Raw genomic sequence first — 20,313 nt, 5'->3', positions numbered from 1 at the left:
CCCGGAACGAGCGCATCGCGCGCACGGGCACGATCCTCGCCTGCTCCACCGTCATCTACAACGACCTCTACCTGCGTCTCGTCCGTGGTCAGCGCACGTCCGGCGTCGAGGCCGCCGCCGACGACCGTGCCGCGCTCTCCACCTCCGCCGTCGAACGTCACCACGAGCCGAGCGAGCCGCACACGCCTCACGCACGGCACGTCACCGACCGCGACGTGTGGATCAACCGGGGCATCGCCCTCGTCATCGGCGCCCTCGTCATCAGGCTCGCGCTCGCGATCGAGGACATCTTCAAGGCCCTCGACCTCGCGTACGGGTTCCTCTCGGGCTGCGTGTTCGTGCCCGTCGTCGCGGCGTTCTTCCTCCGGCGCGTGTCGCCGCGGGCGGGCCTGTGGGCGCTGCTCCTCAGCATGATCGGCGTCGCCGGAACGATGGTGTTCGGCGAGTCGGGCACGGCGGCCTCGATGTTCGGGGAGGAGGCCGCCGTCGACTGGGCCATCGGGGGCAACTACCCGATCATGATCGGCATGGCGATCGGCGTCCTCGTCTACACCGTGTTCACCCTCGTCGACCCGCACAAGCACCTCGCGAACGTCGACGTCGACGCAGGCGACGCCCTGCCGCCCGCCGACGCCGCGAAGGACGGGGTGCACGCATGAGCGACCGGTTCGTCTCCACCCGTTACCGCGGGCAGGCCAGCACCCCGATGAGCAGCTCGGTCGAGGTGGCCGGGCGGTTCGAGGACGTCGTCAACCTCAGTCTCGGCGACCCCGAGCTCACGACCGACACGCGCATCATCGAGGCGGCCACGGCCGACGCCCTGCGGGGGCACACGCACTACACCGACACCTACGGCGACCCGGAGCTGCGCGAGGAGATCCTCCGCGTCTACGTCGAGGACCACGGGCACGAGCACGACCCGGCCGGCGTCATGGTCACCACGAGCGCGTGTCACGGCATGTGGCTCACGCTCGAGACGATCCTCGACGACGGCGACGAGGTCGTCGTCCTCGCGCCGTACTTCACGCCCTACCCACATCAGATCCGCCTCGCCCGCGGCGTACCGGTCGTCGTCGACACCCTCGAGGAGGACGGCTACCAGGTGCGTCCCGAGGCGCTCGAGGCCGCGATCACGGAGCGGACGCGCGCGATCGTTCTCAACACCCCCGCCAACCCGACCGGGGCGTGCCTCGAGCGGAGCACCGCCGAGCAGATCGCGCGTCTCGCCGAGGAGCACGACCTCGTCGTCGTCGCGGACGAGATCTACACGGCGTTCAGCTACGCCGAACCCTTCGAGCCGTTCGTGACGATCCCCGGCATGGTCGAGCGCACGATCACGCTCAACTCCTTGTCGAAGGACTTCGTCATGACGGGGTGGCGTATCGGGTACGCCCTCGGCCCGGCCGAGGTGATCCGGGCGATGAAGGACGTCAACGAGAACAACGTCTTCACGGCCCCGTCGGTCTCGCAGCGGGCGGCGCTGCACGCCCTGCGGATGCGGCACGAGATCGTCCCGCCGATCATGTATCTCTACCGGGGGCGGCTCATGCGGGCCTGGGAGCGGGTCTGCGAGACGCCGAACATGAGCGCCCTCGAGCCCGGCGGGTCGATCTACCTGTGGGTCAACGTCAAGGACACCGGTCTCACGAGCGCGGAGGTCGCCGACCGCATCTTCGAGGAGGCCCACGTCCTCACCCTTCCGGGGCCCGCGTTCGGCGACTGCGGCGAGGGCTACCTGCGACTCGCGATGACGGTCGGCCGCGACCGCATCGACGAGGCGTTCGACCGCATCGCGGCGATGAGTCTCTTCGGCGGGTGAACGAACCACCGGCCACGGGGTCGTCGGCGTCTCACCGGCCGCATCACCGGTGAGGCGCCCCTGACTCACATGCGGATGTCGGCGCGGGTGCGGCCGTGGGCATCGAGCCAGGCGAGGGCCCGGTCGAACGTCGGGCCCGAGTAGGGGTTGGTGAACCCGGGGCGTCCGGCACCGAACTCCTCCATCGCCGCGGCGGCGTTGCGGAGGTAGACGCTCGTCACCTCCTGGTTGGGGGCGAGCTCGCCGGTACGGCGGTCGAGGGCGAGCTGCTGGGTGAACGCGCTCGCCTCGCCGCGACGGTCGATGAGTCCCGGCTCGACGACCTCACCGGTGGCGTGCCGGAGCAGGTCCTTGTCGCTCGCGGTGAGGTAACGGAAGTCGTTGAGGACGGAGAACGACGCGCGCGGGGGCGGCGGCGCCTCCAGGCGCGACGTCGCGGCGGGTGCCGTGGACGCCGTGGTCGGGGTGATCCGCATGGACAGCCTCCCAGTGGTGTCGGTCGCCGACCCCATCGGCCCGAGAGGGCCGCGCCTGAGCGAATCCGTTGCCACTGTGCGAGATTCGTGGAAGGGAAGAGGGGTGCGTGGGAGCGGTGGATACTGATCGGGCCATGACGACTCCTTCCGGATCCCCCACCTCGGGCGACGCGTCCTCGCGATCGGGGCGGCCCACCGTCCCCGCCGAGCTCAAGGTCCTCATCGCGGCGGCGTTCGTCATCGCGTTGGGGTTCGGCATCGTCGCGCCCGTCCTGCCGCAGTACGCCCGGAGCTTCGGCGTCGGGGTGACGGCGGCGTCGCTCATCGTCAGTGCGTTCGCGTTCGCGCGACTCGTGTTCGCACCCGGCGGTGGCGCGCTCATCTCGCGGTTCGGGGAGCGGCCCGTCTACGTCGCGGGTCTCCTCGTCGTCGCGCTGTCGACGTTCCTCACGGGCCTCGCGCAGACGTACACCCAGCTCCTCGTCTTCCGCGGTCTCGGCGGTGTGGGGTCCACGATGTTCACGGTCGCCGCGATGGGGCTCATCGTGCGGCTGTCGCCGCCGGCGATCCGAGGACGCGTCTCGGGGTACTACGCGACGGCGTTCCTCATGGGCAACATCCTCGGACCCGCGCTCGGCGGTGCGCTCGCGCCGTTCGGGTTCCGGGTGCCGTTCTTCCTCTACGCGGGGGCGCTGCTCCTCGCCGCCGCGGTCGTCGCGCGGTTCCTCGGCGGCGCGTCGCTGCGCCCGGCGCCCGGCTCGACGCCGCTGCCGGTGATGACCGTGCGGGAGGCCGTGCGCGACAGCGCCTACCGCGCGGCGCTCGTCTCCGGGTTCGCCAACGGGTGGACGAACTTCGGCGTCCGCAACGCGCTGCTGCCGATGTTCGCCGCGGCGGTGCCCGCGCTCGGCGTCGGCTCGGCGGGTGTCGCCCTCACGGTGTTCGCGGCGGGCAACGCCCTCGCCCTCCAGGCCGGGGGGCGGCTCGTCGACGAGCGGGGACGCAAGCGCGTCCTCGTCGCCGGGTTGCTCATCTCGGCGGCGGCGACGGTGATGCTCGGCTACGCCGACACCCTCGCCCCCTTCTTCGTCCTCTCCGCCGTCGCGGGCATGGGCGCCGGTCTGCTCAACCCGGCCCAGCAGGCGACGGTCGCCGACGTCGTCGGCTCCGGCCGCAACGGCGGCAAGGTTCTCGCCGGGTTCCAGATGTCGCAGGACGTGGGCACGATCGTCGGCCCGCTCCTCACCGGTCTCGTCGCCGACGCCGCCGGGTTCGGGCCGGCGTTCGCGATCACCGGTGGCGTGACGGTGCTCGCCGCCCTCGCCTGGCTGCCCGCGCGGGAGACGATCCCGGGCGGTCGCCGGCCGTGGCGGGCACGGACCCCGCGCGAGGGGGGGTGACCTGCGCGGCCGTCGGGGAGGTCCCGTCCACGGGGGCTCCGTCGTCCGTCACGCCGGCGCTCTCGAGTCCGTCGTTCCCGGGGTCGTCGCTCTCGGTGGCGCCGTTCGTGTCGGCCGCGTCGCTCGAGGCTGCGGGCCGCTCGATCTGTCGCCAGGCCGGGAGCAGCGTCGGGGCCATCGTCACGACGACGTAGGCGAGACCGGCGACCCACAGCGCGCGGGGCAGGCCGATCTCGGTGACGAGGAGTCCGCCGACGATCCCGCCGAACGGGAGCAGCGCCCACGCGCAGGCCATCGCGAGGGTGTTGACGCGGCCCATGAGCGGGCCGGGGATCCGCTCGACGACGACGGCGCCGAGGATCGGGTTGATGAACCCGGCGGCGAACCCGCCGACGGCGAGGACGGCGATCGTCACCGGCAGCGGGACGTCGACCGCGAGGATCGCGAACCGGGGCAGGCCGACGAGGAGGTAGGCGACGGCGTAGACGGGCCGACGCGGCAGGCGCGCCCCGACGACGGCGGCGACGACGGCGCCGACGACGGAGAGCAGGGCGCTCACGGCGAAGAGCGACCCGATGGCCCGGGGACCGCCCCCGCCGAGCAGTGCCCACATCGGCACGAACGCGACGCCGAACGCCTGCTCGAGCATGTTCGTGAACGCGAGCATGACGACGACGGCGACGAGCACCGCGTCGCCGCGGAGGAACCGCCACCCCTCGCGGAGGTCGTCGAGGTAGGAGGCGCGGGCCGGGGGCACCGTGTCGGGTGCGGGCGCTCCCGGCGACGCCGCGAGGTCGTGACCGGCGAGGCGGGGGCCGAGGACGAGGGCGAGGACGACGAGGTCGAGGGCGAGCGTCGCGACGGTGAGCCACAGGGCGCTCGCGCCGCCGACGGCCGCGACGACGATCCCGCCGAACGCCGCCCCGAGGGTCGCGGCGAGCCGGTCGACCGCGCCGTAGGCGCCGCTCACCTTCTCGAGGGAGGAGCCGGAGGCGCGGGCGACGAGGGGGACGAGCGTCGTCTTCGCCCCGTCGCCGGGCGCGCGGAGGATCCCCACGATCGCGACGAGCGCGACGAGCGCCGGGTAGGAGAGGAGCCCCGCGGCGTGGAGCAGCGGGACGCCTGCGATCGCGCATGCGCTCGCCGCGTCACCGACGAGCGCGACCCGCACGGGCCCGGCACGGTCGATGAACGGCCCGGCGAGCGCCTTGACGACGATGTACGGCGCGAGCTCGGCGAACGCGACGACCCCGGTGAGGGTCGGGCTGCCCGTCGTGGTGAGCACGTACCAGGGCACGGCGATCGCGGCGAGCCGTGTCCCGGCGAAGGAGAGGATGGAGACGACGACGAAGACCCAGAGCGTGCTCGGCGTGATCTGCGGGCGCGCGACCCGACCTCCCCGATGCATGCCCAGACGCTAGGGGCCCTCGTCGGCGGGCGGTCGTCCTGGACGGAGGTCCATACCGAGGCCTGGGGGATTCTTGACCCGCCCATGAGCGTTCATGATGTTTTCATGACGTCCGAGCCCCGCACCGCCGATCAGCACCCCTCCGACACCTCCTCGCAGGCGGCGACGGACCCGGTCGTGCCGCCGGAGATCCTCGACCTCGCCCGCGCGGCCCGGCGGGTCACGGTGCTTACGGGGGCGGGCATGTCGGCCGAGAGCGGCGTCCCCACCTTCCGCGGCGCCGAGGGGAGCCTGTGGGAGGAGTTCGACCCGATCGCCCTCGCCTCCCCGAAGGGGTGGGACGAGGACCCCGAGCTCGTGTGGGCCTGGTACGCGTGGCGCATGGGCCTCGCCCGCGGCGTCGACCCGAACGCCGGGCACCGCGCCCTCGCGCAGTGGGCCGCGGCGGGCGACGCCGAAGTCGTCATCGCCACCCAGAACATCGACGACCTCCACGAGCGGGCGGGCAGCGACGTCCTCGCCCACGTCCACGGCAGCCTCTTCGCCGTGCGGTGCTCGATGTGCGACGCCCCCTACACCGGCGAGGTCGACATCCCCGCCGAGCCCGTGCAGCGCCTCGAGCCGCCGCTGTGCGAGGAGTGCGGCGAGTACGTACGACCCGGCGTCGTGTGGTTCGGCGAGATGCTCCCCGAGGGGGCGTTCGACGCCGCCGTCGACGCCTGTCTCGAGACCGACCTCGTCCTCGTCGTCGGCACGTCCGGCATCGTGTACCCCTTCGCGTCGCTACCCGACATCGCCCGTGGCCACGGCGTCCCCGTCGTCGAGATCAACCCCGCCGACACCGAGCTGTCGGAGGGCGTCGACCACGTGTGGCGCGCCACCGCCGCGACCGCGCTGCCCGCCCTCGTCGAGGCACTCGCCACGCGCTGAGGACCCGGCGGGCGCGGCGGCCGACGGGCATAGGGTGAACGACGTCCCCCCGCGAGACCTCAGAAGGGTTGGGCCATGACCTCACTCGTCGACCTCGTCGACCCCGGCAGCGTCCGCGTCGACGTCGACGCACACGACCGCGACGACGCGATCCGCGCCGCCGGTGACCTCCTCGTCCGCGCCGGCGTCGCGGGCGACTCCTACACCCGCGCGATGATCGCGAACGTCGAGGAGCACGGCCCGTACATCGTCGTCGCCCCCGGATTCGCGTTCGCGCACTCCCGCCCCGACGACTCCGTCACCCGCACGGGGATGAGCCTCGTGCGCCTCGCCCACCCCGGCGCGTTCGGGCACGAGACGAACGACCCCGTGACCCTCGTCCTCGCGCTCGCCGCGGTCGACGCCGACGCCCACCAGGACGCGCTCGCCACCCTCGCGCGCCTCCTCGGCGACCCGGCCCGCCGCCGCCGACTCGACGAGGCCCGCACGCCCGAGGAGCTCTGCGCGGCCCTCGGCGACGACCCCGCCTCCGCCACCGGTGCCCCGGCCACCTCGGGCGCTCCCGTCGTCGCCTCGGATGGGGCGGCCGGTGGCGCGGATCGCGCGCCGACCACCCCCGCCGCCGTCTCTGCCGCCACGCCCTCGACCGCGACGTCCGCGGCCACGTCCACGCCGACCGAGGGCGACGACGAGGAGACCGTCCCGAGCAAGGGTTTCATCCTCACCGTGTGCGGCAACGGGCTCGGCACGAGCCTCTTCCTCAAGAACACGCTGGAGCAGGTGCTCGACGCGTGGGGTTGGGGTCCGTTCGTGCGCGTCGAGGCGTCGGACACGATCTCCGCCCGCGGCCGGGCGGGGGAGGCCGACGTCCTCCTCACCTCCGGCGCGATCGCCGAGGCCCTCGGCGACGTCGGCGTCCCCGTCGAGGTGGTCGACGACTTCACCTCACGCGCCCAGGTCGACGCCGCCCTCCGCCGCGTCTACGCGGTCTGACTCCAGGAGCCTTCCGATGAATCCCCTCGTCTCCGTCGCACAGTTCCTCGTCAACGAGGTCCTGTCGGTGCCCGCCTATCTCGTCGGCATGATCACGGCCGTCGGTCTCCTGGCGCTGCACCGCCCCGGTTCGCAGGTCCTCGGCAGTGCGATCAAGGCCGTCCTCGGGTTCCTCCTCATCGGCGCGGGCGCCGGCCTCGTCGTCGCCTCCCTCGAACCCCTCGGCGTGATGATCCAGGGCGCCCTCGGCGCGCACGGCGTCGTCCCGACGAACGAGGCGATCGTCGGCATCGTCCAGGAGCGGTTCGGCGCGCAGGTGTCGTGGCTCATGATCCTCGGCTTCGTCGTCGCGCTCGTCCTCGCGCGGTTCACGCCGCTGCGGTACGTGTTCCTCACCGGCCACCACCTGCTGTTCATGGCGACGCTCATCACCGTCGTCATGATGTCGGCGGGCATGAACTCGGCCGTCACCGTCGGCCTCGGCGCGGTGCTGCTCGGCGTGCTCATGGTGTCGCTGCCCGCCCTCGCGCATCCGTGGACCCGCAAGATCACCGGTGACGACTCCATCGCGATCGGCCACTTCGGCACGGCGGGGTACGTCGCGGCCGGTGCGACGGGCCGCCTCGTCGACCCCCACGGCACGAGCCCGTCGACCGAGGACGTCAAGGTCCCCGAGAGCCTCCGGTTCCTCCGCGACTCGATGGTCGCGACGGCCCTGTCGATGGTCGTCATGTACCTCGTCGTCGCGACGGCGTTCCTCCTCCGCTCCGGTCGGGAGGCGGCGTACGCCGCCTACCCGGACGGCGCCACCGGCGTCGGCAACTACCTCATGCAGTCGGTGACGCAGGGCCTGCAGTTCGGCATCTCCGTCGCAGTCATCCTCTTCGGCGTGCGCACGATCCTCGGTGAGCTCGTGCCCGCGTTCCAGGGCATCGCCGAGAAGGTCGTGCCCGGTGCCGTCCCCGCCCTCGACGCCCCGATCGTCTTCCCCTATGCGCAGAACGCCGTGCTCATCGGGTTCCTGTCGAGCTTCGTCGGCGGCCTCACCGGTCTGTTCCTCCTCGGTGTGTGGCTCGGCCCGGTGTTCGGTCTCGCGCTCATCCTCCCCGGGCTCGTGCCGCACTTCTTCACCGGCGGCGCCGCCGGCGTCTACGGCAACGCGACGGGCGGCCGCCGCGGCGCGGTCGCCGGCGCGTTCGTCAACGGCCTCCTCATCACGTTCCTCCCCTCGCTGCTCATGCTCGTCATGGGCGACTTCGGCGGCGCCAACACGACGTTCGGCGACACCGACTTCGGGTGGTTCGGCCTCCTCCTCGGCGTCGGCGCCCGCGCGGGCGGCCTCGCCGGTGCCGCGATCCTCGCCCTCGTCGGCGTGGTGATCCTCGTCGCGGCGATCCTCGTCCAGCGTCGTGCCGTCGACGACGGCTGGGATCCGGCCCCCGCCCGCCACACGGCGACGTCCGCCGCGTCGGGCACCGGCGCCTCCGCCGGTGCGGCGGGTGCCGCGGCACGTGGGCGGTCCGGCACGGCCGGAGCACGTCATTTCCCGCGCGTCGCTCCGCCGCAGGGCGCGCCCGCCCCGCCCGCCTCGCTCGACTGACGAGACGCGGTGACCGGGGGCCTGCGCGGCTCCCGTCACCGCCCTCGGGGCGACCGGCCGCCCGGATCCCCGGCGGGTCGACGTCGGGTGTCGGCTCCGGTGTCGGCGGCTCCCGCGTCGCGTGACCTCCTGCGACCTTTCGCGACCTCCCGCGGCGGCCCGCGGGCGCACCGGGGTGGGCGGAGCGATCGGCCCGCAGGTGACTCCCGCACAATGGAGGCGTGGAAGGTCTCCTCGTCAACGTGGCGCTCGTGCTCGTGTTCATCCTCCTCGGAGGGGTGTTCTCGGCCTCCGAGATCGCACTGGTCTCGTTGCGGGAGAGCCAGATCAACGCGCTCGCCGACCGGGGTGGTGCCGGTGTCGTCGTCCAGCGGCTCACGCAGGACAGCAACCGGTTCCTCTCCGCCGTGCAGGTGGGCGTCACCCTCGCGGGCTTCTTCTCCGCGTCGTTCGGTGCCGCGACGATCGCGCCCTACGTCGTTCCGGTCCTCGCCGGTTGGGGGGTTCCGGCGGGTGCGGCCTCGACGGTGGCGTTCGTCGTCGTCACCCTGTTCATCTCCTATCTCTCCCTCGTGCTCGGCGAACTCGTGCCCAAGCGGCTGGCGATGCAGAGCGCCGAGGCGTTCGCGCTGGTCGTCGCCCGGCCGCTCGACGCGATCGCCCGCTTCCTCCGCCCGGTCATCTGGTTCCTCGGTCTCTCGACGAACGTCGTCATGCGACTCCTCGGCCGCGACCCCGAGGAGCAGAAGGAGTCGATGGACGCCGCGGAGCTGCGCTCGATCGTCGCGGAGCAGGAGGACCTCGGCGAGGACGAGCGCGGCATGGTCGTCGACATCCTCGCCGCGGGGGAGCGCACCGTCTCGGAGATCATGACGCCGCGCACCGAGGTCGACTTCCTCGAGGCCGAGATGCCCGTCGCCGACGCCCGCGAGGCCGTCCAGTCCCTCGAACGGTCGCGGTACCCCGTCACCGGCAAGGGCGTCGACGACATCCTCGGGTTCCTCCACATCCGCGACCTGCTCGTCGACGAGTCGAAGACGATCGTCGGCGACGCCCTGCGGGTCGGCGACCTCGTCCGCGAGATCCTCGTCCTCCCCGGCAGCAAGCCCCTCTTCGCGGCGTTCGCGCAGATGCGGGAGACCCGCAGCCACCTCGCGCTCGTCGTCGACGAGTACGGCGGCACCGACGGCATCGTCACCCTCGAGGACGTCATGGAGGAGTTCGTCGGCGAGATCGAGGACGAGTACGACCACACCGACGAGCCGGTGCGGGTCGTGCGCCCGGGCCGCCGGGAGGTCTCCGGTCTGCTCGGGCGGGCCGAGACGACGAAGATCCTCGGCCTCGAGCTGCCGGAGGGGCCGTTCGACACCCTCGGCGGGCTCATCATGCATCTGCTCGGCCGGCTGCCGGAGGTCGGCGACGAGGTCGAGTGGGGGCCGCTCACGCTCCGCGTCCTCGAGCTCGACGGACGCCGGGTCGACCGCGTCGAGGCGCGGCGGCACACTGAGGACACGAACAGGGAAAGATCTGCCGCTCCCGCGCGTTGACACCGCGAGACGGGCGCGACTCGCGCCCCATCGGACGAAGGACGTTCATGCCAGCTTCGGTCACACCCCCCACCGACCCCGGTCGTCGCGACGACGGGCCTCCGCGCGCCTCCCGGCGTCAGGACGGCCGCGGAACCCGCGACGACTCGCCCGCGCCCAAGCCGTGGCGCACCGAGGGCATGCCGGAGGGGGGCGACCCCAAGAAGGGCACGAACTGGAAGTGGCTCGCGCTCGTCATGGGCCTCCTCTGGCTGCTCCTCTTCGGCGTGATGCAGATGCAGAACGCCGCGAACGCGCCGCGGGAGATCACGTACACCGAGTTCACCAAGCAGCTCCAGGCGAAGAACGTCGAGAAGGTCCAGAGCAAGGGCGACTCCTTCAACGGCACGCTCCGGGCCGACGCGGCGTATCCCGGTGAGCAGGGCGTCACGTACAAGACGTTCACGACGGAACGGCCCACGTGGGCCAAGGACGACATCGACGCGATGCTCAAGGCGAGCAACGCGACGATCAGTGCCAAGCCCGTGGCCGAGGAGGCGAGCGTCTTCTGGACGCTGCTCATCTCGTTCGGACCGATCCTCCTCATCGTCGGCCTGTGGATCCTCGTGCTCCGCAAGAGCCGGTCGATGATGACGGGCGGCCTCATGGGCGGCAACAAGAAGAAGGCCCCGGTCGATCCGGAGTCGGTGCGGGTGACGTTCGACGACGTCGCGGGCATCGACGAGGTCGAGAACGAGATCTACGAGATCGTCGACTTCCTCAAGAACCCCGACAAGTACCGCCGCCTCGGCGCTCGCGCGCCCAAGGGCGTGCTGCTCGCCGGGCAGCCCGGTACCGGTAAGACGCTCCTCGCACGTGCCACGGCCGGTGAGGCCGAGGTGCCGTTCTTCTCCGCGAGCGCGTCGGAGTTCATCGAGATGATCGTCGGCGTCGGTGCCCAGCGGGTGCGCGAGCTGTTCGAGGAGGCCCGCAAGGTCGCCCCGTCGATCATCTTCATCGACGAGATCGACACGATCGGCCGCGCACGCGGCGGGTCGCGCGCGATGGGTGGGCACGACGAGCGGGAGCAGACGCTCAACCAGATCCTCACGGAGATGGACGGATTCTCCGGCAGCGAGGGCGTCGTCGTCCTCGCCGCGACGAACCGCGCCGACGTCCTCGACCCGGCGCTGCTGCGTCCGGGCCGGTTCGACCGCACGATCCAGGTGCACGCGCCGGACGCCAAGGGGCGTGAGCAGATCCTCCAGGTCCACACCCGCGGCGTGCCGCTCGGCAAGGACGTCGACCTCACGGCGATCGCCAAGGCGACGCCGGGCATGACGGGTGCGGAGCTCGCGAACCTCGTCAACGAGGCCGCGCTCGCCGCCGCGCGTCAGGGCGCGGACGACGTGACGCAGCCCTTCCTCTCCGAGGCGCTCGAGAAGGTGCAGCTCGGTGCGGCGCGCAACGTCGTCATGCCGCCGGAGGAGCGTCGTCGCACGGCGTACCACGAGGCCGGTCACGCCCTCCTCGGCATGCTCCAGCCGGGCGCGGACCCGGTGCGCAAGGTGTCGATCATCCCGCGCGGTCGGGCGCTCGGCGTCACGCTGTCGACGCCGGACGACGACCGGTACGGCTACGACGAGGAGTACCTGCGCGGCCGCATCATCGGTGCGCTCGGTGGCATGGCGGCCGAGGAGTTGATCTTCGGCGTCATCACGACGGGTGCGGAGTCCGACCTCGATTCGAGCACGAACATCGCCCGCAGCATGGTGGGCCGGTGGGGCATGAGCGAGAGCGTCGGCCCGGTGCAGATCTACCCCAACGAGGGCGATCCGCGCTCGGCCGGGTTCAGCGAGGACATCCTCGCCCGCGCCGACGAGGAGGTCCGCCGCATCGTCGACGAGTGCTACCGCGAGGCCGTCCGTCTGCTGCGTGAGCACCGCGACAAGCTCGAACGCATCACCGCGGCCGTGCTCGAGAAGGAGACCCTCGACGAGGCCGAGGTGTACGCCGCGGCCGGCATCGAGCGTCCGAGCCCCGAGGAGATCGCCTCCCCGATCCAGGGCAGCGCGGAGGTTCCGGAGCGCGACTCCGCCCCCACCCGCGTCGACGAGCCGACGCGGTTCCCCGACTCCGGCGAGGCCCCACAGACGGGCGAGGTCCACACCGGCGAAGCCACGACGATCGGCGAGGCCCCCCCGCAGGTCGACGGCCCCGCACCCGCCCCGCGTCCGTGGGACGAGCACACCGGCGGCTCCCACGCCGCCCGCCCGACGGACTGAGGCGCCGGCCCTCGGGTCGTCGCCTTCCAGGACGGGACGGCGCCCGGACCACACCTCCTGGGTGAGTCCCACTCGCACACACGACGAGACCCCCACCGGGATTGGCGGGTTCTAGCGGTCCTCGCAACACCCTGGAGTTCAGGAGTTGCGAGGACCGTGTCGTTGGTGGAGGTGAAGGCGGCGTTCTTCGCTGCGGTGGACGAGCATGACTGGAACGTGCGCGCGGCTGCGCGGGCGGTCGGGGCGAATGAGAAATGTGCTCATGGGTGGCTGCGTCAGGCAGGCCGGCCTGCGGGGACTGGGACTACGGGGTCCGTAAGACCGGCACGTCGCGGACCTATCCCGATGGGCGCAAGGTGGACCACACCCCCGGTGTGCCACTTTCGTCGCCCTGGCCGACCCCGGCCCTTCGATCCTCGCGATCGAGGCCCGCCTCGATCCACGGTTCCTGACCTTGCCGGAACGGGAACGCATCGCCGATCTGCGTCGTGAAGGTGCCTCTCTGCGGGCGATCGGGCGGACACTGGGCCGGTCCGCATCCACGGTCGGACGTGAGCTGGACGCCCGCAGCAGCGCTGATGGCCGCTACCGGCCGCATGAGGCGCAGCGGGCGTGGGCGGCGTCGCGGGCCCGGCCGAAGGCGACCAAACTCGCCACGCCAGGACGGTTGCGGACCGACGCCCAGGACAAACCGAACCTGCGGTGGTCCCCGCCGCAGATCGCCGCCGTACTGGTCGACGACTTCCCTGGCGATGAGGCTATGCGGGTGAGTCACGAGACGATCTACCAGGCGTTCTACGTCCAAGCCTGCGGCGGCCTGAAACCGGAGGTCGCTGCCGCGTTGCGCACCGGACGTACCCGGCGTGAACCCCACCGGCCGCCGGGGCAGCGCACGCCCCGGTTCGTCGATGAGATGGTCATGATCAGCGACCGGCCCACCGAGGTGGAGGACCGTGCCGTGCCGGGCATTGGGAAGGAGACCCGATCGTGGGCCCGGGCAGCAAGTCCGCGATGTGCTGATCCCGCTGATCGGGTCCCTGCCGGCGCACCTGCAGGGGCCGCTGACCTGGGACCAGGGCTGTGAAACGGCCGCCCACTGCCAGTTCAGCGTCGCGACCGGGGTGCCGGTGTACGTCTGCGACCCGCGCTCGCCCTGGCAGCGAGGCAGCAACGAGAACACCAACGGCTTACTGCGGCAGTACTTCCCCAAGGGCAGCGACCTGTCCGTCCACGGCCCGGAGGACCTGGACACGTCGCCCGACAACTCAACGGCCGACCACGCAGAACGCTCGGCTGGGCGACCCCAGCCGAGCGTCTGCGTGATCTACTGACAACCGTCTCAACCATCAGGTGTTGCGGGGACCCCTTGAAACCGCCATTCCGGCGGGGGGGGCCTCGTCGTGTGGGGTCCGTCGTGCGACCGCCGCGGGGGTAGGGGTCAGTCCTCCCAGCTCGCGTCGGCGATCCACCGCAGGGCGGTGAGCGACGGCATGAACATGTACTCGCCGCCGCGCAGGCGGTTGTATGTCGTGATGCCGTCGACGCGTGTGCGGACGGGGCGGTCCGGGATGGTGAACGTGCCGGGCTCCTCGTGCAGTCCGACCACGGGGTCGCGCTCCGTGCCCAGGTCGACGAAGTTGCCGCGGTTGATCCACTCCTGCTGCAGGAACTCGACGGTGTCGTATGCGCGGGCGCTGATGAAGATGAAGAACAGGCCGCGTTCGTCGTCCTTGTCGTCCGCCGCGGTGAGGTCCGGGTCCCACTCGGGGCCGAACGTCGAGGAGCGGCGGATGATCCGGTGGATGTTCTCGTCCGTGAGGATCGTCAGCTCGCTGCCGCGGGGGTTCATGCGCCGCGAGTGCGCCGAGTGCGGGCACATGAGGCCACGGCGGTCGTCGGAGTAGTCGAAGTCGTTGTTGCGCTTGTCGTCCATGCCGAGCTCGACGTCGTCCTCGTCGGGTGAGAGGACGAGCGGGGCACCGGAACGCCAGCGGCCGACGAGCTTGGCGCCCAGGGCGTCGCGGGACTCCTGGGTGTCCTCCTTGGCGTTCTCGCGCAGGAAGTCGTTCCAGGCGCCGACCCGGCTGTCGTACTTGCGCAGCACGACGAACGAGCCGTTGCGGCCCAGCACGTCCGGTGACGGCATGGCCACGGGCGACCCGGTCTCGCTGTCCTCGCCCAGGATGAACTCGCCCGCCGCGATGGCGCGGTCCTGACCCGGCAGGGCCTCGACGCCGGCGCCGGCGACGAGCGGCTGGCTGAGCGAGTCGTGGTAGCCGAACGGGTTGGCCGCGTCGGGCGCACCGAACGCGTGCGTGCCGAGCAGCGTGACCCCGTCGATCTCCTCCAGGTAGCCCAGCGCCTTCTCGACGGCCTGCTCCAGGTACTCCTCCGAGTCGGCGTAGATCGTCACGGCGATGTGCAGGGAGTCGTTCTTGTAGAAGTCCTCCCACGTCTCCGGGGCGTTCTCGCCGGTGTCCAGGAGCTGCCCGGCGCGGGCCGCCATGCCCTGCCGGAACGGCAGGGGGAAGCTGTCGAGCGACTCCTTCGGCAGGCCCAGGGCCTCGAGCCCGGCGTGGCTGATCGCGACGCCGGTCCACGCGTGCAGGTCCCCGGTCCAGTCGTGCGCCGACGGGACGTGCTCGACGAGCCGGCCCAGCACGGCGCGGCCACCCTCGGGGGTGTCGACCCGCAGGCCGGCGTGGATGCCGACGTACGGCTCGGGACGCGACCGCAGGATGAGCGACTGGATGTCGTCCAGCTCCAGCGTGACGTTCTCGCGGCGGAACCGCTTGCGCAGCTCCTTGAGGTACTCGAAGGCCATCAGTAGTCCACCTTCTCGGGGATCGCGATCGCGTCGGACAGCTCCGTCAGCGCCTTGCGGGTCGTCGGATCCATGCCCTCGTTGGCGGCCATCTTGTCGAGGAACGTGTCGAGCGCGCGCTCCATGCGCTGGTAGCGGCGCACGTCGACGACGGTGACCTGCGGGTTGGCGACGAACCAGGCGGCGGCGTCGATCTGGTGGTCCGCGATGTAGTCCTTGACCTTGGGAGAATCGATACCCGGCCAGCCCTCGACGTTCGCGAAGATCAGGTCCATCAGCTCGGGGATCTTCGTCGCGAAGTCGCTGATGTAAGTGTCCCAGTCGCCGTCGTACGCGGTGGCGAACAGGATGCGGGTGTCGTCGTCCAGGAACACGAACCGCATGTCGTGCAGCGTCGAGACGCGCTGGGCGCCGTCGAAGTTGCCGCCGGTCAGCGTGAACAGCCGACGCAGGCGATCGGCGCCGCCCGGCTTGAGGTCGGCGATGGCGGTCAGCTCCGACACGTTGCCGGACTGGCGTCCGACGCGGCCGGCGGAGTCGTCGGTGCCGTCGATCTGCGGGTCGCGGTCGGCCATGAGCGCCTCGAGGCCCATCTGGGCCACGGCCGGGGCGTCCTCGGCGATCTCCTTGACGAGGCGCCGGAACTCCTCGATGCGGTTCTCGTCCTGCAGGCGCGGGTCGCGCTTGCCCCGGCCGCTCTCGTTCTTCTCGTTGTTCTCGCTCATGTCTGGGGTCCTCCTTCGCGTGTCCGGACCAGGTCCGGACGGTGTGGTGCGATCGGTGGGGGTGGTGGGACGTCCGGTGTCAGTCGGCGATGTCGGCCAGCGACTCGGGCTCGCGCCGCTCGACGACGTTCATGTCGTGGCGCCGCTTCGACGACGCGTCGTAGGCGGCCTTGCGGACGCGCATGATCGACCCGAGCGGGCGGTGCGCCTCGACGCCGTTCCACGGGTTGAACGCGAGCTCATCGTCGCCGGCGACGCGGCGGGCCGGGCTGTACACGTCCTGCGCCTCGAACGTCAGCGTCGCGACGGTCCGGAACGGGGACGTCTCCTCGTCCCACAGCACGGCCGCGTCCTCGACGGGCATCTCGTTCAGGTCGGTGCACAGCTGCGCGCGCATCTCGTACGACGCGCCCTTCGTCATGAAGTGCCGCGCGACGGCGGTGCGCATGGCGTCGAACTCGTCGCCCACGTCCTTGCCCGTCAGCTCGGCGACCTCACCGGTCGGCGCAATCGACATCTTGGCGACGTGGTCGCCGTAGCGCAGCGCGGCCTGCGTGTAGTACGTCTCGCCGAGCATGTGCGAGTTGTCGTTCGCCAGGCCCTGCACGGTGGCGTCGGGCTTGCGGCCCAGGCCGGTGACGAGCTTCTCGACGCCCCGCGCGGCGGCGGCGACGGCCTTCTGCGCCGCGGCCGGGTTGCCGGCGTTCTTCTCGAGGATGTCGAGCATGTCCTCGTACTTGTTCACCGTCCCGAACGCGAGCGTCGGGAAGTTGACCATGAGGAAGTCCTGGTTGTGGCCGCCCAACTCGGGGGACAGGCGCTCGCCGTCGACCCCGATGACCTTGAGGGCGAACCCGCGCGGCGCGGGGATCTCGTCGGTGTGGATGTCGCCGGGGGCCGACGAGAGACGGGCGACGACCTCGTAGGTGCGGGGCTCGGCGAAGATGCCCTGCGCCAGCTCGGCGGGCAGGCCCTCGTGCACCTTGAGGTGACCCTTGACGACGGCGTGACTCTTGGCATGCGCGTCGCGGTGGGCGTGGCGGTGGTGGGCGGCGTTCTGGGCCTGCGTCGCACCCATGCGCTCGACGATGCGGCGGACGGTGGCCTCCTCGTCGGGGGCGGGGACCTCGATGTCGTCGCGGTACCGGATGGGTTCCATGTGGTGCCTCCTCGATAACATAATGAGTGAGTTCAATATTGAGTATACTCAGTTACTGGAAAGGGTCAAGGGTGCGACCCCGATCCATGCTCTCCCGTGTAGGCGGATCCGGCGATCCGAGACGACGACGCCCCGCCTCCTGGGGAGGGGTGGCGGGCGTGCGGTGGGCGGTCGACGGCGGGGTCGGCGGCACCGCCGAGCGCTCAGCCGACGGGGGTCTTCGCCCGATCGTCGAGGCCGTGGGCGAGGAGGTGGAAGGCCTGCGTGAGGGCCGTGGCGAACCGCCGCCCCTGCGTCGAGGGATCGTGTGCACCCGCGTGCTGCTGGACGTGGACGTAGGTGGCGCGCGCCGCCCCGATGACGGAGGAGACGGTGACCCGAATCCACAGGTCACCGAGTCCGTCGGGCGCCTGGTCGGGGACGTGCGTGCCGCGCTGTGCCTCTCGTTCCGCGGCGGCGCGCACGAGGGCGGACTCGACCTCCCGATTCGCTCCGACCATCGCCGCGCCGAGGCGTGGGTCGCGACCTACGACCGTGCGGCGCATGTCGCGCAGGGGATCCTCGTCCATGCGCACGAACCACCCGCGCACGATCGCGGTGAGTGCGGTGAAGAGGTCCTCGTCGGCGGGGCGGTCGAGGAGCGCGCGACCGAGGAGCTCGGGGAGGTCGGGCGGCAGGCCGAGCACCGCCGCGTCCTTCGTGGGGAAGTAGTTGAAGAACGTCCGCGCCGAGACGCCCGCGGTGGCGGCGATCTCCTCGGCCGTGACGTGGTCGAGGCCGCGTTCGGTGACGAGGTGGAGGGCGGCCTCGTGGATCGCGCGCCGGGTGAGCTTCTTCTTGCGGGCGCGCAGGCTCTCGCCGTCGGTGAGGTCGTCGACGGCGTGGATCCGGGGGGTGTCGGGTGCGAGTCCGGGGGTGTCGGTCACGAAGGGCCCCTTCTCGATGGATGGGTCACCATTATGCATCCGATGCAAACTTGCAGTGACTGTAACCCGTGCGTACTCTGGTGACGTGACAACGAGTAACCCGAGCGCGCCGGAACGCGCGACGCAGACCGGTCGCCCCGGCACCGACACGACGGCGAACTCCACGGAGCCCAGGCCGTTCTCGCTCGACCCCGCAGGCAAGCGGGTGTTCATCGGCCTCATGCTCGGCATGCTGGTCTCCTCGATCAGCCAGACCATCGTCTCGCCCGCGATGCCGCGCATCGTCGCCGAGCTCGGCGGCATGGAGCACTACTCCTGGCTCGCCACCTCGGCGATGCTCGTCTCGGCCATCACCGTGCCGATCGTCGGCAAGCTGTCCGACCTCTACGGGCGTCGGCCGTTCTACCTCGGCGGCCTGCTCGTCTTCATGCTCGGTTCGGTCCTCGCCGGAATGAGCCAGAACTTCTGGTTCCTCGTCTTCGCCCGCGCCGTCCAGGGTGTCGGCATGGGCACGCTCATGCCGCTCTCTCAGACGATCATCGGCGACATCATCCCGCCCCGTGCCCGTGGCAAGTACCAGGGCGTCATGGGCGCGATGTTCGGCGTGAGCTCCATCGTCGGCCCGCTCGTCGGCGGCTTCGTCACGGACCACTGGGGCTGGCGCTGGCTCTTCTACGTCAGCCTCCCCGTCGGCATCCTCGCCTTCGGCGCGATCTTCCGCTTCCTCCACCTCGAGCACGAGCGTCGCGACGCGAAGATCGACTGGGCCGGCATCGTCGTCCTCACCGTTACGCTCCTCGCGCTGCTCCTCGCGACGTCGCTCGGCGGCACGACGTGGGCGTGGGACTCGGGCCGCATCATCGGGCTCTACGTCGCGGGCACCATCGGCCTCGTGCTCTTCGTCCTCGTCGAGAACAGGGCCGCCGAGCCGGTCATCCCGCTGCGTCTGTTCCGTAGTTCGGTGTTCACGTTCAGCAACATCGCGAGCTTCGGCGTCTCGATGCTCATGTTCGGGGCGCTCATCTACATCCCCGTCTACGCCCAGGGCGTCCTCGGGGTCGACGCGACGCAGTCCGGTCTCATCCTCATGCCGATGAGCGTGACGATGATCGGCCTGTCGATCATCGCCGGCATGGTCATCACCCGCACCGGCCGGTACAAGGAGCAGACCCTCCTCGGCGTTCTCGTCCTCGGCATCGGGTATTGGATGCTCACGCGGCTGCACTACGGCTCGGAGAACCTCGACCTCACGATCGCGATGGTCGTCCTCGGCGCCGGGCTCGGCATCAGCATGCAGGTCTACACGCTCGTCGTGCAGAACATCGTCCCGCGGGCCGACCTTGGTGTCGCGACGGCGGCGACGCAGTTCTTCCGCAACGTCGGGTCGACGATCGGCATCGCCGTCTTCGGCACGATCATGACGTCGAGGATGGGCGACGCGATCGCGAGTCACCTCCCGCCGCAGGCGGCCGCGAAGATGCCCGCGGGCGGACTCGACGCAGGTGCCGTCCTCGACCCCTCCGTCCTCGCGAAGCTGCCCGCGCCGGTGGCCCTCGCCGTCCGGCAGGGCCTCGCCGACTCCCTCCATGCGGTGTTCGTCGTCGGGCTCCCGCTCGTCGCGCTCGTGTTCCTCGCCACGCTGCTCATCAAGCAGGTCCCGCTGCGGGACACGCTGGGCTCGGGCCCGGAGGATGCGGGTCGTGAGCTGCTCGACGGCATGGCGCAGTCGAGCGCCGACGACGAGCGCCTCGCCCGAGCGCGCCGAGAGAGCGACGCCCGGACTAAGGAACGCCTCCTCGGCCTCGAACTGCAGAACCTCGCGATCCGCGCGACGGGCGACGAGTTCCCCCTCCTCCGACGCGGCGTCGCCGACCTCGGGGAGGGCGACGTCAACCGTGGCATCGCGCTGCTCGAGCGCACCGCCCACATGCTCCTCACCGAGGACGCCAAGGTCGCCGCGAACGCCGAGCGGTACGCCCTCGAGGTGGCCCGCGTCGGCGAACGTCGCGGTGGTGTCCTCTCGTCCGAGCTGCGCGACACCCTCGCCGCCGCGGCCGCCGAGGCGGGGCAGAACACCCCCGGCGGTGAGTCGCCGAGCGTGCGCCGGCGATACGAAGGCGTCGACCTCGACTCCCTCGGGCACGTCGGCACCGACCTCACCGCGGCACTCCTCGTCGATCTCCACCGCAGTCGGGCCTGACCCCCCGTCACCGGGCCCGGTCGCACACAGCGACCGGCCCGG

Annotated in this window: 14 protein-coding genes and 2 pseudogenes; 10 read left to right on the top strand and 6 right to left on the bottom strand. The window is 71.4% G+C overall.

All coding sequences use genetic code 11. The features are described 5' to 3' along the window. Both MOPEL_RS17730 and MOPEL_RS10130 read left to right on the top strand, forming a co-directional pair. Nucleotides 1–659 (top strand): annotated as a pseudogene (locus MOPEL_RS17730) (hypothetical protein); the annotation flags it as partial. Further along, the gene (locus tag MOPEL_RS10130; RefSeq protein ID WP_009482811.1) at nt 656–1,819 is read left to right on the top strand and encodes an aminotransferase class I/II-fold pyridoxal phosphate-dependent enzyme; all 1,164 of its coding nucleotides are present in this window, start codon (nt 656–658) and stop codon (nt 1,817–1,819) included. The pseudogene MOPEL_RS17730 and the gene MOPEL_RS10130, both read left to right, overlap by 4 nt. A gap of 65 nt (nt 1,820–1,884) precedes the next feature. Here MOPEL_RS10130 and MOPEL_RS10125 read toward each other — a convergent pair whose 3' ends face one another. Beyond that, on the bottom strand, nt 1,885–2,295 hold the full coding sequence (locus tag MOPEL_RS10125; RefSeq protein ID WP_009482810.1) for a hypothetical protein: 411 nt from the start codon (nt 2,293–2,295) through the stop codon (nt 1,885–1,887). Between the two features lie 134 nt (nt 2,296–2,429). On the opposite strand from MOPEL_RS10125, the gene MOPEL_RS16705 reads away from it, so the two are divergent. Then, on the top strand, nt 2,430–3,695 hold the full coding sequence (locus tag MOPEL_RS16705) for an MFS transporter (RefSeq protein ID WP_083841824.1): 1,266 nt from the start codon (nt 2,430–2,432) through the stop codon (nt 3,693–3,695). Here the strand turns inward: MOPEL_RS16705 and MOPEL_RS10115 are convergent. Next, nucleotides 3,586–5,103, bottom strand: coding sequence for an MFS transporter (locus tag MOPEL_RS10115; protein WP_009482808.1), 1,518 nt, complete (start codon nt 5,101–5,103; stop codon nt 3,586–3,588). The two genes, MOPEL_RS16705 and MOPEL_RS10115, sit on opposite strands and share 110 nt — an antisense overlap. Nucleotides 5,104–5,208: 105 nt before the next feature. Between MOPEL_RS10115 and MOPEL_RS10110 the strand changes: the two genes are divergently transcribed. From MOPEL_RS10110 to MOPEL_RS10085, 6 genes and pseudogenes are all read left to right on the top strand, one after another. Further along, nucleotides 5,209–6,033 carry an SIR2 family NAD-dependent protein deacylase gene (locus tag MOPEL_RS10110; protein WP_009482807.1) on the top strand — a complete coding sequence of 275 codons (825 nt, stop codon included), beginning with the start codon at nt 5,209–5,211 and terminating at the stop codon, nt 6,031–6,033. 75 nt (nt 6,034–6,108) lie between these two features. After that, nucleotides 6,109–7,026: a PTS sugar transporter subunit IIAB gene (locus tag MOPEL_RS10105; protein ID WP_009482806.1), complete on the top strand. Its 918-nt coding sequence runs from the start codon at nt 6,109–6,111 to the stop codon at nt 7,024–7,026. Between the two features lie 16 nt (nt 7,027–7,042). After that, entirely contained in the window at nt 7,043–8,626 is a 1,584-nt protein-coding gene (gene ulaA, locus MOPEL_RS10100) for a PTS ascorbate transporter subunit IIC (protein ID WP_009482805.1), read from the top strand. A 221-nt stretch (nt 8,627–8,847) separates the two neighbouring features. Further along, nucleotides 8,848–10,173, top strand: a complete 1,326-nt coding sequence (locus MOPEL_RS10095) for a hemolysin family protein (RefSeq protein WP_009482804.1) — start codon at nt 8,848–8,850, stop codon at nt 10,171–10,173. 47 nt (nt 10,174–10,220) lie between these two features. After that, nucleotides 10,221–12,437 (top strand): ATP-dependent zinc metalloprotease FtsH, encoded by a 2,217-nt coding sequence (gene ftsH, locus MOPEL_RS10090; protein WP_009482803.1) that lies wholly within the window; start codon nt 10,221–10,223, stop codon nt 12,435–12,437. A gap of 254 nt (nt 12,438–12,691) precedes the next feature. Beyond that, a pseudogene (locus tag MOPEL_RS10085) lies at nt 12,692–13,776 on the top strand (IS30 family transposase); the annotation flags it as partial. 99 nt (nt 13,777–13,875) lie between these two features. Here MOPEL_RS10085 and MOPEL_RS10080 read toward each other — a convergent pair. From MOPEL_RS10080 to MOPEL_RS18145, 4 genes are all read right to left on the bottom strand, one after another. After that, nucleotides 13,876–15,261 carry a Dyp-type peroxidase gene (locus MOPEL_RS10080; protein WP_009482800.1) on the bottom strand — a complete coding sequence of 462 codons (1,386 nt, stop codon included), beginning with the start codon at nt 15,259–15,261 and terminating at the stop codon, nt 13,876–13,878. Next, on the bottom strand, nt 15,261–15,986 hold the full coding sequence (locus MOPEL_RS10075; RefSeq protein WP_009482799.1) for a hypothetical protein: 726 nt from the start codon (nt 15,984–15,986) through the stop codon (nt 15,261–15,263). The genes MOPEL_RS10080 and MOPEL_RS10075 overlap by 1 nt, the downstream gene beginning before the upstream one ends. Nucleotides 15,987–16,065: 79 nt before the next feature. Further along, nucleotides 16,066–17,145, bottom strand: a complete 1,080-nt coding sequence (locus tag MOPEL_RS10070; protein WP_009482798.1) for a catalase family protein — start codon at nt 17,143–17,145, stop codon at nt 16,066–16,068. Nucleotides 17,146–17,348: 203 nt separating this feature from the next. Further along, on the bottom strand, nt 17,349–18,071 hold the full coding sequence (locus tag MOPEL_RS18145) for a TetR/AcrR family transcriptional regulator (RefSeq protein ID WP_009482797.1): 723 nt from the start codon (nt 18,069–18,071) through the stop codon (nt 17,349–17,351). A gap of 85 nt (nt 18,072–18,156) precedes the next feature. Here MOPEL_RS18145 and MOPEL_RS10060 point away from each other — a divergent pair, with 85 nt between their 5' ends. Continuing rightward, a complete protein-coding gene (locus tag MOPEL_RS10060) occupies nt 18,157–20,271 on the top strand; it encodes an MDR family MFS transporter (RefSeq protein ID WP_009482796.1) in 2,115 nt (704 codons plus the stop codon). The last annotated feature ends 42 nt before the right edge of the window (nt 20,272–20,313 follow it).

Source organism: Mobilicoccus pelagius NBRC 104925 (assembly GCF_000247995.1).
Classification (GTDB): Bacteria; Actinomycetota; Actinomycetes; order Actinomycetales; family Dermatophilaceae; genus Mobilicoccus; species Mobilicoccus pelagius.
The sequence above is the reverse complement of the archived record's forward strand: the minus strand, read 5'-3'. Positions and strand labels throughout refer to the sequence as shown.

Coding starts and splice junctions, on each gene's coding strand:
- MOPEL_RS10130 (WP_009482811.1), top strand. CDS start 656: ATGAGCGACCGGTTCGTCTCCACCCGTTACCGCGGGCAGGCCAGCACC.
- MOPEL_RS10125 (WP_009482810.1), bottom strand. CDS start 2,295: ATGCGGATCACCCCGACCACGGCGTCCACGGCACCCGCCGCGACGTCG.
- MOPEL_RS16705 (WP_083841824.1), top strand. CDS start 2,430: ATGACGACTCCTTCCGGATCCCCCACCTCGGGCGACGCGTCCTCGCGA.
- MOPEL_RS10115 (WP_009482808.1), bottom strand. CDS start 5,103: ATGCATCGGGGAGGTCGGGTCGCGCGCCCGCAGATCACGCCGAGCACG.
- MOPEL_RS10110 (WP_009482807.1), top strand. CDS start 5,209: ATGACGTCCGAGCCCCGCACCGCCGATCAGCACCCCTCCGACACCTCC.
- MOPEL_RS10105 (WP_009482806.1), top strand. CDS start 6,109: ATGACCTCACTCGTCGACCTCGTCGACCCCGGCAGCGTCCGCGTCGAC.
- ulaA (WP_009482805.1), top strand. CDS start 7,043: ATGAATCCCCTCGTCTCCGTCGCACAGTTCCTCGTCAACGAGGTCCTG.
- ftsH (WP_009482803.1), top strand. CDS start 10,221: ATGCCAGCTTCGGTCACACCCCCCACCGACCCCGGTCGTCGCGACGAC.
- MOPEL_RS10080 (WP_009482800.1), bottom strand. CDS start 15,261: ATGGCCTTCGAGTACCTCAAGGAGCTGCGCAAGCGGTTCCGCCGCGAG.
- MOPEL_RS10075 (WP_009482799.1), bottom strand. CDS start 15,986: ATGAGCGAGAACAACGAGAAGAACGAGAGCGGCCGGGGCAAGCGCGAC.
- MOPEL_RS10070 (WP_009482798.1), bottom strand. CDS start 17,145: ATGGAACCCATCCGGTACCGCGACGACATCGAGGTCCCCGCCCCCGAC.